Source organism: Chryseobacterium angstadtii, from assembly GCF_001045465.1.
Classification (GTDB): domain Bacteria; phylum Bacteroidota; class Bacteroidia; order Flavobacteriales; family Weeksellaceae; genus Chryseobacterium; species Chryseobacterium angstadtii.
Genome location: NZ_LFND01000003.1, coordinates 1,163,289 through 1,176,499, shown reverse-complemented (window position 1 = coordinate 1,176,499; position 13,211 = coordinate 1,163,289). Strand labels below are relative to the sequence as shown.

The window sequence follows — 13,211 nt, the reverse complement described above, 5'->3', positions numbered from 1 at the left end:
TCTGTGATTATGATCTTCTTTGTAGTCCTTCTTCCTCATGCTGAATAACTCTTTTGCAGATAACTACTTCGTTTTCTGAAATACCGTTGGTAGAGATATCCTGGTCGAAGTCTATATATCTTCTGAAGCTGAAGAATGATTTTTTGGTGTAAAAAATCCAGTAATAAGGCTCTTTTTCAATATCTGAAAGGTGAATGATAGAACTTGGGTTTTTGTGATTATAGTCGTCCACTACCCTGTAGAACCAATCACCGAACGTTACTCCGGTTGGAAGTGTTTTGGCTTTTATTCTGAATCTGTTGGAATCTTCAAGGTTTTTGCTCAGCTCCACATTCAGTACCATTAATCTGTCGAAATCTGCTCCTTCAAAATCCGGGAGTTTCTGATCCGGAGAATATCTCCATGTTTTGTAAATATCAAATGGAATGCTGATAAACTGTACATAGCAGTAATAAAATACCATCGGAACTACAAAGATAGCCATACTCGTAGAAGCCATTGCAGCATATCCTGCTCCTTTGCTAACTAAGTTAAAGATCAGGGTAAACAGGAATCCTCCGAAAGCAAGACACGCTAAAGACAGGATGGATTCAAACAGGATGCTCATTCCTACAGAATCAATATGCTTTCTGAAATATCTGTGCAGTAAATTAACGTGTATAATACCAAAAATGAGGTAAATAATCTGTGCAATAAGATACCAGTAAGGATTAAAAAGATTTCCGGCAAAACCAAAAATTCCAGGCAGAGCCAGACACAAGCTGCAAAGAAGAAGATATATGATAATTACTTTAATTTTAATAGCAGGTTTGTTTCTTCTGATGATTCCCAGAATAAACATCATAATCAATGCGATTAAAGGCATTAAAATATACCTTAAAAAAATACCTTTTACTGAAGAAATTTCCATTTGTTTCTTTTCAAATTTATACTTTGTTGGTAGTTGTAAATATAATAAATTATTTTAGAGGAATGTAGAGTATCCGAGGCGGCTGGCATTTCTTTCGTCGTCCTCAAGACTGAAAGAATACTCTTGCTTTTCTGTAATAAAATTCTCTTCCACGTCTACCGTTACGGGAAGAAAATAATCGTATAGCGCCTGCAGGACATTTCTGAACGGATTTCCGGAAATATATTTCTTCATTTCCATGTAAGGAATCGGGCCGATATTCACTACCCAGTTCCGTTGTCCGTCCATATGCTTTCCGCTTGGAATATAGGTAACGCCCAGTTTTGAATTACCCAATAGCATAGAATCGTCATTTCTTTCAATCCTGTCAATAATGTTAGGGGCAAAAGTAACCTCTACCGGCACCTGCAGAAAAGCAGTCATACATCTTTCAAACCATCGTTTGTCACCTCTTATCTGATGAAAAAAAGGTAAAATATAGATGAAGATATAAGCACTCTGCTCATCCAGCATTTTAATAAGAGGCCAGAGTTCGCTTACCGTATCCATTAAAGTATCCGTATCACTCGAAATATCAAATTCAGATTCTTTAAGCAGCGAACTGATTTCTGTAAAAAATATTTCCAGTTCAAAAGGACGGAAAAATTTCCGGGCATCCTCTTCTACTTTTTTCTGCTTTCGGATTTCGCGTACTACCGTATCTACATTTTTTCTGGAAGCGCCTAACGAAGGCGGATGAAAAAGACCTTCCGGGAGATAGTCATAAATACCTTCTCTGTAGGTTTCTATCGTGAAAACCTCCTCATCAAACCCTAAATAACTGCTCGAAATGCTTTTGATGTCCTTCAGATAAGCACGGTCGTTGATCCCGATCCGCTCTATAAATATATTACTTACCGCCCGTTGATATTTCAAAAGATTAACGGCCACAGCTTCAGCTTTGAAGTCGGTCTGCAGCTTATTGTAATGCATGTCTACAATATTATTCTCATACATAGTGTTTCCTGTGATTATGACTTGTAAAGATAATATATCTCATAAGTTTGAAAAAATATTTTCCCAATAATTTTCTTCTAAAAATACTAATTTATTGGCATCAAAAGGAATATTACATGACAAATTCCGTAAAAATACGGTGATACAGCTTTCAACAGGGCGAAAGTGAGAAGAGCAAAATGTAAATTTCATAACTCATATTGAGGTATTTGCGCAATAAACTTCCTTATAATTCTAATAGTTATAGAATTTTATACTTTATTTATTTTATTTAGATTAAATTTTATTAACATTTGACTGATGAGAAATTGATGATAATTGATACAGGTTCGGAAACCGGGACGTATCTTTGCAGCTTGTAAAATGTTATTTATAATGAAAAGTATTTATTCTAAAATTTTAATTTTAGCATTTATTTCATCTTCCCTTTATTCTTATGCATGGGGATTGACGGGACACCGCATCATTGCTGAAATCGCAGAAAATCATCTGTCGGGGAAAGCAAGGAGAGAAATCAAAAAAATAATGGGTAAAGAACGTCTTGCCTATTGGGCTAACTGGCCGGACTTCATCAAGTCGGATACCACCGGAGTATGGAAGCAGGCTTCATCATGGCATTATGTAAATGTTGATCCACAGACAGATTTTAAAGCTTTTGACCAAAACCTGAAAATGCAGGCAGGTCCAAGTCTTTTTACGCAGATAAATACATTGTCGAGCCAGATCAAAGACGAAAAAACTTCTGAAAAAGACAGAAAAATAGCCCTGATTTTCCTTATTCACATCATGGGTGATCTTGCCCAGCCGCTTCATGTAGGAAGAGCTGAAGATCTTGGTGGGAACAAAATTAATGTAACCTATTTCGGGGACAAAACCAATCTTCATTCCGTATGGGACGGGAAACTGGTAGATTCTCAGAAATACAGCTATACAGAATACGCCAGCCTGTTGGATATCAAATCAAAAGATGAAGTGGCAAAAATCCAGACTGGAACTGTAGAAGACTGGTTATATGATTCTCATCAGATTGCCAATAAGATTTATGCGCAGACTCCGGACGGGTCAAAATTATCTTATGATTATCAGTACAAATTCAATGATACTATGGAAAGACAGCTTCTTTACGGAGGGCTAAGACTGGCCAAATTATTGAACGATTTATTCTAATCATCAGTTTGTAAAAAATACTGGTGGCTGAGGAACTCGAAGCCACCATCCAAGCGGGGCTTCGGTTCCGCTTTTTTTATACCCTAAAGCTTTGGGTTCTGGCCGGAAATCGGACGACTCTTATCCGGTGCCGGACTTAAATTTAAAAAATAATTAAAACTGGTGTAACCTTTGTACCTCTTCATACGTATAATATACAGTAACTCTTTTTTGAGGATAAAAATAGATGAGACAATTAAAAATCACTAAGCAGGTAACCAACAGGGAAACTGCTTCATTAGACAAGTATTTGCAGGAAATTGGTAAAGTGGAACTGATCACTGCGGACGAAGAAGTAGAATTGGCACAAAGAATACGTGCAGGCGACAGAGCTGCACTGGAGAAACTAATCAAAGCCAACCTTCGTTTCGTAGTTTCTGTATCCAAGCAATACCAAAATCAAGGTCTTTCTTTACCCGATTTGATTAATGAAGGTAACTTAGGACTGATGAAAGCAGCAAAAAGGTACGATGAAACTAGAGGTTTCAAATTTATCTCTTATGCGGTTTGGTGGATTCGTCAGTCAATTTTACAGGCTTTAGCTGAACAGTCAAGGATTGTAAGGCTTCCGCTAAATAAAATCGGTTCCATCAACAAGATTAATAAAGCATACGCTCACCTTGAACAAGAAAATGAAAGACCTCCTTCTCCGGAAGAATTGGCTGAAGTTCTTGACATGAGTGAGGAAGATATCAAAGAATCTATGAAAAACTCCGGAAGACACCTGTCTATGGATGCGCCTTTAGTAGAAGGTGAAGATTCTAATCTTTATGATGTATTGCGTTCAGGTGAATCTCCAAGTCCGGACAAAGACTTAATGCTTGAATCTCTTCAGATTGAGATCGAAAGAGCATTAAATACTTTGACTCCAAGAGAGGCAGATTTGGTAAGATTATACTTCGGACTGAACGGAAAACACCCGATGACTTTAGAAGAAATCGGTGAAACTTTCGATCTTACAAGAGAGAGAGTTCGTCAGATCAAAGAAAAAGCAATTAAGAGACTAAAACACAATACCAGAAGTAAGATCCTTAAATCTTATCTAGGTAAATAATTTTAGCGTAAAAACATTAAGTGCGGAGTCTGTTTTCAGGCTCCGTTTTTTTTGTCTGATGATTTCGTATCGGGTTAAGAAAATTAAGATACTGAGAATTACGAGTTCCGGGTTTGAGAGTTTCACATTTCACTTGCGTAGCAAAATTCACCTTTCTAAATCTAGAGTTAAACCTACTCAGGCCAGATATTTAAAAATGAACAATTGATATTGATAAAAAAGTGAAAATCTCCCCTTACTGCTTAGATAAAATCATTAAATTCTTTTAAATTGGTTGGATTTTTGAATATAAAAAATAAACCAATCACACCATTGAAATTAATCACATTCACCAAAAAAGGAATATACTGCCCGCAGGGAAAATTCTATATTGATCCCTGGAGACCTGTAGATCTGGCAGTTATTACCCACGGACACGCAGATCATGCCCGCTGGGGAATGAAAAAATACCTCTGTCATCATTACACCAAACCCATCCTGTATCAGAGAATTGGGATTGATATTGAATGCCAGAGCGTTGAATATGGTGAAGCCGTAAACCTTAATGGCGTCAAAGTTTCAATGCATCCTGCCGGACACATTATCGGGTCTGCGCAGATAAGACTGGAGTATAAAGGATATGTTACCGTTATCTCAGGAGATTATAAAGTTCAGGAAGATGGTTTGAGTACACCTTTTGAACTGGTAAAATGTAACGAGTTTGTTACAGAAAGTACTTTTGGACTGCCTGTCTACAACTGGCTGGAAACAGACGATCTCAATAAAAAACTCCAGACCTGGGTTCTCAAAAATCAGGAAAATTCAAAAACATCCGTATTTATCGGGTATTCACTCGGAAAAGCTCAGCGTATTATGAAAGCGGTAGAAGGTCTGGGAAAAATATACGTTCATTATTCTATCGGAAAACTGAACGAAGCTTTTGAATCTGTTGGAATTAATCTTCCGGCTTACGAAACTGCTGATTTCAGGGAAAAGGCTAAAGAAGTGCAGCATGAAATTGTCATTGTTCCTCCTGCTTTGCTGGACAGCAGTATCATCAGAAAGATACCGGATGCGGCAACAGCCATATGTTCCGGATGGATGCAGGTGCGCGGAGCCAGAAGATGGCGCAGTGCAGATGCAGGATTTGCTATGAGCGATCATGCCGACTGGAAAGGATTGCTGCAGGCAGTAAAAGCCACAGAAGCTGAAATTGTACACGTTACCCACGGACAGACTGAAATTTTTTCCAAGTATCTAAATGAAATAGGAATAAAGGCAGATGTCGTAGAAACACTTTTTGGGGAAGACGAAGAAGAATCTGAAAAAGAAACCGTTGAAAACCCTGAGCCATGAAACATTTCGCAGATTTGATCAATGCTTTGGAAACTACCAATAAAACCAATGCCAAAATAGATGCTATCATAGATTATCTGGAGCGTGCTCCGGATGAAGATAAAGTATGGTTTATTGCATTGTTTACGGGAAAAAGACCCAAAAGAAATGTGAATACCAATTACATGAAAGAATGGGCTTTGGAGATCACTCAGCTGCCTTTCTGGTTGTTTCAGGAAAGTTATTCTTCGGTTGGAGATTTGGGCGAAACTATTTCACTGATCCTTCCGCCACCATCGGAAAAAATTGATCGTAGTCTTTCCCAATGGATGTTGGATATTATCAGTTTAAAAGATAAGTCCGAAGCCGAAAAAAAAGAATTTGTACTGCAATCATGGAATGGTTTGGATTATACCGAACGTCTCATCTTTAATAAATTACTGGGAGGAAGTTTCAGAATCGGCGTTTCCGATAAAACCCTTATCAATGCACTGACCCGGTTTTCTTCACAGGAATCCAGTACGCTTATGCACAGCCTTATGGGAAAGTGGGTTCCCGGGGAAATCTCTTTTCAGGAGCTTATTTCGGCAGAAAATGTCAATCCCGATAATTCAAAACCCTATCCTTTCTGTCTTGCTTATCCTCTTGAAAAAGAACCGGAAGAACTGGTCAATACTGAAGACTGGCAGGTAGAATATAAATGGGACGGTATTCGCGGGCAGATCATCCGCAGGAATGATGAAGTCTTTATCTGGTCGAGAGGTGAAGAGCTGGTGACTGATCAGTTTCCGGAAATCAGAGAAGCTGTACAGGCCATGAAAGGAAACTTTGTCATAGATGGAGAGATACTTGCGGTAAAGGATGATAAAGTGTTAAATTTTAATGAATTACAGAAAAGATTAAACAGGAAAACTTTAACTAAAAAAATGCTGGGGGAAATCCCGGTTGAAGTCTTTGTTTATGATCTTCTGGAACTTGAAGGAACCGATCTGCGTGAAAAATCGATGGCAGCCCGGCGGGCTATGCTGGAAGAATTACTGTTGAATGAAGCTCCTCAGAATATACAGCTTTCCCGGATGATCAGGTTTGAGAATTGGGAAGAGCTGAAAACGGTAAGAGAACAATCAAGGGAAATAAACAGTGAAGGACTGATGCTGAAAAAGAAAGATTCACCGTATCATTCAGGAAGAAAAAAAGGCGATTGGTGGAAATGGAAAGTAAGCCCGCTTACCCTTGATGCAGTCTTAATTTATGCTCAAAAAGGTAGCGGAAGACGTAGCGCCTATTACACAGACTACACATTTGCCGTAAAAAACGGAGATACTCTGGTGACCATAGCAAAGGCGTATTCTGGGCTTACCGACAAAGAAATTATGGAAGTCAGTAAATTCGTCAATAAAAACGCCATTGAAAAGTTTGGGCCTGTACGTACGGTGAAAGCAGAACTGGTTTTTGAAATCGCTTTTGAAGGAATAGGTTTCAGCAGCAGGCATAAAAGCGGTGTTGCCCTGAGATTTCCAAGAATTCTGAGATGGAGGAAAGATAAAACGGTTGACGAAATAGATGATCTTGAAGAAATAAAAAAACTGATTCAATAATTTGAAAGCATTTGACAATAGCAATGGATATAAAGTCATTCACCAATGGATGGCCGGTAAGGCTATTCAACCTTTCAAATTTCAGACCGATACCTGGCAGAAATTCGGCAGCGGATACAGCGGAATGGTTGTAGCACCCACCGGATTTGGTAAGACTTTTTCCGTGTTCCTGGCTCTGGTTTCAGACTTCATGAATCATCCGGAGAAATACAGGAAAGGGCTGAAAATGATCTGGATCACTCCCCTTCGCTCCTTGTCTAAAGATATTGCCAAAGCCATGCAGGAAGCGCTGGATGAAATTGGCCTCGACTGGTCAGTAGGCGTCAGAAATGGAGATACGGATCCCAAAGTAAGACAGCAGCAGGTCAGAAATATGCCCGAAATTCTGGTGGTTACCCCGGAAAGTCTTCATTTGCTTTTAGGACAGAAAAATCATGCCCGTTTTTTCCAGGATATGCAGTGTGTAGCCGTTGATGAATGGCATGAGCTGCTGGGCTCAAAACGCGGAGTTATGGTAGAACTGGCTATTTCTCAGTTAATGAAATATGTTCCGAAATTGAAAATCTGGGGAATTACGGCAACCATCGGAAATCTGGATGAAGCTATGGAGGTTCTGATTCCTTATGATATCAAAAAAACAAAAATTACGGCAAAAGAGCATAAAAAGATAGATATTCTCCCCGTTTTCCCGGATGAAATTGAAATTCTTCCGTGGGCGGGGCATTTAGGATCGAAATTGGCCGACAAAATAGTCCCTATTATTCTCGAATCAAAATCAACCATTGTTTTTACCAATACACGCAGCCAAAGCGAAATGTGGTACCAGCTTCTTTTGGAGGCTTATTCGGATTTTGCAGGCCAGATTGCTATTCACCACAGCTCTATTGATGCCCATCTGCGGATCTGGATTGAAGAGAATTTAAGCGCCGGAAAGCTGAAAGCAGTCGTTTCAACCTCTTCATTAGATCTTGGAATTGATTTTAAACCGGTAGATACGGTAATTCAGATCGGTTCTGCAAAAGGAGTAGCCAGATTTCTGCAAAGAGCGGGAAGAAGCGGACACTCCCCTTTCGAAACCTCAAGAATTTACTGCGTTCCTACCCATTCCCTTGAGTTGATTGAAGTAGCTGCGTTAAAAGAAGCCGTAAAACAAAAGGTCATAGAGCCCCGTGAACCTCAGGTTTTATGTTTTGATGTTCTTGTTCAGTTTCTAATGACACTGGCCGTTGGGGATGGATTTTATGCAGAGGAAACATTGAGCAGGATCAAAAAAGTATTTGCTTTCCAGGAAATGACAGCAGAAGAATGGAAAAGCATCCTCGATTTTCTGACCATCGGCGGAAGTGTTTTAAAGAGCTATGAAGAGTTTCATAAAGTCGTTGTTATGGAAGACGGCCTCCATAAAGTGATTTCACGAAAAATTGCCATGCTCCACCGTATGAATATGGGCGTTATCGTAAGTGATGCCATGCTGAAAGTAAAATTTATTTCCGGAGGTTACATTGGAATGGTGGAAGAATATTTTATTTCCAAATTAAAAAAAGAAGAAAAATTTATCCTTGCCGGGCGAACACTTGAAGTGGTCATGATTAAAGATATGACCGTTTATGTGCGGGCGGCAAAAGGAAAAGCCATGGCTCCGAGTTATCTGGGCGGAAGATTGCCTCTGAGCTCCAATCTGGGCCATTTTTTAAGAGAAAAACTGTCTCATGCGCTAAATCCAAAAGCTTCAGAAAAAGAGCTGAAATTTCTGCATCCGCTGCTGGCCAATCAGGAAAAGAACTCCCACATTCCCAAAGACGATGAGTTTCTGGTGGAATTAATCAAAAACCGCGAAGGATATCACCTTTTTATGTACCCTTTTGAAGGCCGTCTGGTTCATGAAGTAATGGCAGCTCTAATAGCTTACCGCATTTCAAAACTGGCTCCTATCTCATTTTCAATGGCCATGAATGATTATGGTTTTGAATTGTTCAGTGATAAAGAAATCCCCCTGAATGAGGAAAATCTAAGCAAGATCCTGACTCGCGATAATCTGATGAACGATGTGATTGCAAGTATTAATTCCGCAGAAATGGCACGCAGAAAATTTCGCGATATAGCCGTAATTTCAGGAATGGTGATCCAGAATTACGCAGGAAAACAGCGTTCTAATAAATCATTGCAAAGTTCTGCCGGACTTATATTCAAAGTGCTTGAAGATCACGATCCCGATCATTTCCTTGTAAGACAGGCTTATACCGAAGTATTCAATATGCAGTTACAGGAACCGCGTCTGGTAGAAGCTTTTAAAAGAATTGAAAAATCAAAAATCATTTTAAAATATTCCCATACCTTTACTCCGCTGAGCTTTCCCATCAAAGTAGACAGTCTGAGGCAAACCCTTTCCAGCGAAAGCCTTGATGCAAGAATTAAAAGAATGATTGAGCAGGCCGGAAAAAGAGGATAAATTAAATATGAAAAACAGATTAATGAGGTCAGGAAGTATATGTAACAAGATTATGTCGATCCTAATTTCCTTTTTAACTCCATCCTCTTCCAACCTCAGCCCAAATATTAAGTTTCCCCAATGAACATTGCCACAAAAAATATCATACTTAACAACGAAATTTTCACATTAACGAATCAGCGTGCGGTCTATTGGGAATCAGAAAAAGCATTGATTCTGTCTGATCTTCACATCGGAAAAACGGCTCATTTCCGTAAAAACGGCATTGCAATGGCCAATCACATTATGAAAAGTGATCTGGAAAGACTTTCCGTTCTGATTGAATATTTCAAACCTGAAAAATGGATTGTTGTTGGAGATCTTCTTCATGCGGGAGACAATTCGGATGTGGATGAATTCTGCAGCTGGAAAAACCAATATCCGGATCTCCATTTCTATCTTGTCAAAGGAAATCATGATCGTTTATCAGAAACACTTGAGAAAAAACTAGGCTTAAATTTTAAATCGAACTCTTTAGACAGGAATGGTTTTACATTTATTCATGAATTTGATCATACAATCTCTGAATTTCAAATCACCGGACATATTCATCCCGGTGTGGTTCTGAATTCTTCTGTGAAAAAGATCAGGCTGCCCTGTTTTGTACAGACCAAAAACCAATTGCTGCTTCCCGCATTCAGTGGATTTACAGGACTGGATACCAAAAATATTCCGAAAGACGGAAGATTCTACGTATTTACTGACTCCGAAATTCATGAAATATAGATTGAGATTGGTGATCAATAAGAAAAGTAAGGATAAAGAAATACAAAAAAGACCGTCCCATACAGACGGTCTTTACCCTATAAAAACAGAGAAAATAATTTTAATTTTTACTTAAACGGATGCTGTAAAGCGTAATCAATACCGTAGCCAGCAGAAATAAAGCTCCGATCCAGGGTGTGCTTGCCAGTCCCAAAGAAGAAGTTACAATAAGACCTCCTGTGTAAGATCCGATGGCAATCCCAATATTGAACGCCGCAATATTAATCCCTGATGCCACATCTTCAGTTCCCGGAAGTTCCTTTTCTGCAATCTGTACCACCAGAAGCTGAAGCCCTGGTACTGTAGCAAACGAAAGCCCTCCCAGAAGAAATAAAGTAATAATGCTTAAAATTGGATTGCCCGCTGTGAAATAAAAAGCCAGCAATACCAACCCCTGTGCGGCAAACATCCACAAAAGAGCTTTTAAAGGATTTTTATTGGCTGTTTTTCCACCCAAAAGATTTCCTAAAGCAATGGCAATCCCGTAGATAAGTAGAATAAATGTAACCGTTGATTCCTGAAATCCGGTGATCTGCTGAAGGATGGGCGATAAATAAGTGAAAACAACAAAGGTTCCGCCATATCCCATTGCAGTCATTAAAAATGCAAAGATCATCCTTTTGTTTCCAAATACTTTGGGTAAGCTTTTTAAAGATGCTGTTTGGTCACTTTTAAGGGTTTTAGGAACAAGCAGCATACTGGCTATTAGACCGATAATTCCCAGAATAGAAACTCCTATAAAAGTCGCTCTCCATCCAAAATGCTGTCCTATAAAAGTTCCTAAAGGCACTCCGGTTACAATCGCCAGAGTAAGCCCTGCAAACATAATAGAAATGGCAGTCGCTCTTTTTTCCTCCGAAACTAATGATGCTGCAATCGTAGAACCGATAGAAAAATACACACCATGCGCAAATCCCGTTAGAATTCTGGCTAAAATCAAGGTGATAAATCCAGGAGCTATAGAAGCCAATCCGTTTCCGATAACAAATAGCAGCATGATTGACACCAATAGTACTTTGCGGGGTATTTTTCCCGTTAATGCCGTAAGCACAGGAGCTCCTATCGCTACTCCTATGGCATACAAGCTTACCAGAAGCCCCGCGGAAGGAATGCTGATTCCAAGATCTCCTGCTACCGTTGGAAGAAGTCCTACAATCACGAATTCTGTGGTTCCTATTCCAAAGGCGCTGATGGTTAATGCCCATAATGCTGCCGGAAGACTCTTGCTTTTTGCAGAGGATTCCATTTTCATCTGTATATCTTTCTGATAATTCATCGTATTATTTTTTATTGATTTTGACTCTACAAATTTCCGGGTTATTATTGTATTATAAAAATTATTTAAATTCTAGTAATCTATTATAATTATGATAGTTTGTTTTATTGGACAAAAAATCCGTTCCTTTGTATACAAGCAATTTCCTTTAATGAAAAAGTCAGAAGCCACCCGTCTTAATATTCTTCAAAAAGCCTTTGAACTGATTTATGTTAAAGGATATCAGACAACAAGTGTGGATGAAATTATTGCCAATACACAGGTAACTAAAGGAGCTTTTTATTATCATTTCAAAACAAAAGACGAAATGGGCCTGGCCATCATTAATGAACTCCTGAAAAACAATTTCAGAAGCACTTTCATTGACCCTCTTGAAGACAGTGAAAATCCGCTGGAGAGCATTTACAATCTGGTTTATCATATTCTGATGGATAATGATTTTCTGAAGGTTGAATATGGCTGTCCAACCTCTAATTTCACTCAGGAAATGGCACCGTGGCATACAGATTTTACAAAGGCATTGAACGAATTGGCTGCCCGCTGGGAAAACGCCATGATTACCTGTATCGAAAACGGGAAGAAAGATGGTAGGGTCAGAGAAGATATTAATGCCAAAGAAATTGCTGTTTTTGTGATGTCTGGTTATTGGGGAGTAAGAAATTTGGGTAAACTGGAAAATTCAAAATCAGTATATCTTACTTATTTAAAGGGACTTAAAGCTTATTTCAAATCAATGGAATAATTTTTTCAACAAAAAGATACTAATTAGTATGTTTTTGTTTTATCTTTGATCCAATCAAAAAAGTTAGCATGTATCAAACCTTTACATTTCTGCATTCTGCTTTCCGGTGGGTAGTTTTAATAAGCCTTATTTATTCTATATGGAGAGCTTATAAAGGTTACTTCACTCATAAAATATTTTCAAAGACGGATGATCTGGCAAGACACTGGACTGCAACCATAGCGCATATTCAATTGATTCTTGGAATTATACTTTACACGAAAAGCCCTGTTGTAAAATATTTCTGGAAAAATTTCAGTGAAGCAAAATCTTCCATAGATGTATTGTTCTTCGGATTGATTCATTTCTTGATCATGATCACAGCCATTATTCTAATCACGGTGGGTTCTGCTATGGCAAAAAGAAAAGAAACGGACAAAGAAAAATATAAAACAATGCTCATCTGGTTTGTGACTGCTTTAATACTTATTTTCTTAGCGATACCCTGGCCGTTCTCTCCTATTGTTAACCGACCTTATTTCAGATCATTATGATACATTTATTAAAAACTAAAACCGGACGTCTCAGAATTCTGGCTATTCTTGAAGGAATATCTCTGCTTACCCTTGTTTTCATAGCTGTTCCTATGAAGTACGGACTGGGAAATCCTTCACTTGTAAAGTTAATGGGACCTGTTCACGGAACATTATTCCTGCTCTTCCTTTTCAATACTTTAAGTGTGGGTGTTGAGCAGCAATGGAAGTTTAAAGAAACAACATGGAAAGTGATTCTTGCCTGTTTTATTCCCTTCGGAACTTTTTATATAGATAAAAAAATTCTGAGCAGATTATGAAAAATATAGATTAGCTGCTATAAAAAGATA

General features: G+C 38.6%; 12 protein-coding genes. 9 read left to right on the top strand and 3 right to left on the bottom strand.

What is annotated here, in order from left to right; translation table 11 throughout:
- Positions 1-7 precede the first annotated feature (7 nt).
- Both ACM46_RS13145 and ACM46_RS13140 read right to left on the bottom strand, forming a co-directional pair.
- Positions 8-910: a TssN family type VI secretion system protein gene (locus tag ACM46_RS13145; RefSeq protein ID WP_048507066.1), complete on the bottom strand. Its 903-nt coding sequence runs from the start codon at positions 908-910 to the stop codon at positions 8-10.
- A 54-nt stretch (positions 911-964) separates the two neighbouring features.
- Positions 965-1,906 (bottom strand): type VI secretion system baseplate subunit TssG, encoded by a 942-nt coding sequence (locus ACM46_RS13140; RefSeq protein ID WP_048507065.1) that lies wholly within the window; start codon positions 1,904-1,906, stop codon positions 965-967.
- A gap of 375 nt (positions 1,907-2,281) precedes the next feature.
- On the opposite strand from ACM46_RS13140, the gene ACM46_RS13135 reads away from it, so the two are divergent.
- From ACM46_RS13135 to pdeM, 6 genes are all read left to right on the top strand, one after another.
- Positions 2,282-3,073, top strand: coding sequence for a S1/P1 nuclease (locus ACM46_RS13135; protein ID WP_048507064.1), 792 nt, complete (start codon positions 2,282-2,284; stop codon positions 3,071-3,073).
- Positions 3,074-3,299: 226 nt separating this feature from the next.
- Positions 3,300-4,166, top strand: coding sequence for a sigma-70 family RNA polymerase sigma factor (locus tag ACM46_RS13130; RefSeq protein ID WP_002979276.1), 867 nt, complete (start codon positions 3,300-3,302; stop codon positions 4,164-4,166).
- A gap of 312 nt (positions 4,167-4,478) precedes the next feature.
- The gene (locus tag ACM46_RS13125) at positions 4,479-5,501 is read left to right on the top strand and encodes a ligase-associated DNA damage response exonuclease (protein ID WP_048507063.1); all 1,023 of its coding nucleotides are present in this window, start codon (positions 4,479-4,481) and stop codon (positions 5,499-5,501) included.
- The gene (locus ACM46_RS13120) at positions 5,498-7,078 is read left to right on the top strand and encodes an ATP-dependent DNA ligase (RefSeq protein ID WP_048507062.1); all 1,581 of its coding nucleotides are present in this window, start codon (positions 5,498-5,500) and stop codon (positions 7,076-7,078) included. Before ACM46_RS13125 ends, ACM46_RS13120 begins: the two co-directional genes overlap by 4 nt.
- 1 nt (position 7,079) lies before the next feature.
- Entirely contained in the window at positions 7,080-9,527 is a 2,448-nt protein-coding gene (locus ACM46_RS13115; RefSeq protein ID WP_117614436.1) for a ligase-associated DNA damage response DEXH box helicase, read from the top strand.
- Positions 9,528-9,647: 120 nt separating this feature from the next.
- Positions 9,648-10,292 carry a ligase-associated DNA damage response endonuclease PdeM gene (gene pdeM / locus ACM46_RS13110; protein WP_048507060.1) on the top strand — a complete coding sequence of 215 codons (645 nt, stop codon included), beginning with the start codon at positions 9,648-9,650 and terminating at the stop codon, positions 10,290-10,292.
- Positions 10,293-10,392: 100 nt separating this feature from the next.
- Here the strand turns inward: pdeM and ACM46_RS13105 are convergent, their stop codons facing one another.
- Positions 10,393-11,607, bottom strand: coding sequence for an MFS transporter (locus tag ACM46_RS13105; protein WP_083997401.1), 1,215 nt, complete (start codon positions 11,605-11,607; stop codon positions 10,393-10,395).
- A gap of 151 nt (positions 11,608-11,758) precedes the next feature.
- On the opposite strand from ACM46_RS13105, the gene ACM46_RS13100 reads away from it, so the two are divergent.
- The 3 genes from ACM46_RS13100 to ACM46_RS13090 all read left to right on the top strand — a co-directional run bounded on the left by ACM46_RS13100 (position 11,759) and on the right by ACM46_RS13090 (position 13,181).
- A complete protein-coding gene (locus ACM46_RS13100) occupies positions 11,759-12,349 on the top strand; it encodes a TetR/AcrR family transcriptional regulator (RefSeq protein WP_048507059.1) in 591 nt (196 codons plus the stop codon).
- A 68-nt stretch (positions 12,350-12,417) separates the two neighbouring features.
- Entirely contained in the window at positions 12,418-12,882 is a 465-nt protein-coding gene (locus tag ACM46_RS13095) for a hypothetical protein (RefSeq protein WP_048507058.1), read from the top strand.
- Positions 12,879-13,181, top strand: coding sequence for a DUF3817 domain-containing protein (locus tag ACM46_RS13090; RefSeq protein WP_048507057.1), 303 nt, complete (start codon positions 12,879-12,881; stop codon positions 13,179-13,181). The genes ACM46_RS13095 and ACM46_RS13090 overlap by 4 nt, the downstream gene beginning before the upstream one ends.
- Positions 13,182-13,211: the final 30 nt, after the last annotated feature.

What these genes read in the sequence shown, in the direction of transcription:
- ACM46_RS13095 (WP_048507058.1), top strand. Translation starts at nt 12,418, where the DNA reads ATGTATCAAACCTTTACATTTCTGCATTCTGCTTTCCGGTGGGTAGTT.
- ACM46_RS13105 (WP_083997401.1), bottom strand. Translation starts at nt 11,607, where the DNA reads ATGAATTATCAGAAAGATATACAGATGAAAATGGAATCCTCTGCAAAA.
- ACM46_RS13140 (WP_048507065.1), bottom strand. Translation starts at nt 1,906, where the DNA reads ATGTATGAGAATAATATTGTAGACATGCATTACAATAAGCTGCAGACC.
- ACM46_RS13135 (WP_048507064.1), top strand. Translation starts at nt 2,282, where the DNA reads ATGAAAAGTATTTATTCTAAAATTTTAATTTTAGCATTTATTTCATCT.
- ACM46_RS13145 (WP_048507066.1), bottom strand. Translation starts at nt 910, where the DNA reads ATGGAAATTTCTTCAGTAAAAGGTATTTTTTTAAGGTATATTTTAATG.
- ACM46_RS13090 (WP_048507057.1), top strand. Translation starts at nt 12,879, where the DNA reads ATGATACATTTATTAAAAACTAAAACCGGACGTCTCAGAATTCTGGCT.
- ACM46_RS13120 (WP_048507062.1), top strand. Translation starts at nt 5,498, where the DNA reads ATGAAACATTTCGCAGATTTGATCAATGCTTTGGAAACTACCAATAAA.
- ACM46_RS13100 (WP_048507059.1), top strand. Translation starts at nt 11,759, where the DNA reads ATGAAAAAGTCAGAAGCCACCCGTCTTAATATTCTTCAAAAAGCCTTT.
- pdeM (WP_048507060.1), top strand. Translation starts at nt 9,648, where the DNA reads ATGAACATTGCCACAAAAAATATCATACTTAACAACGAAATTTTCACA.
- ACM46_RS13130 (WP_002979276.1), top strand. Translation starts at nt 3,300, where the DNA reads ATGAGACAATTAAAAATCACTAAGCAGGTAACCAACAGGGAAACTGCT.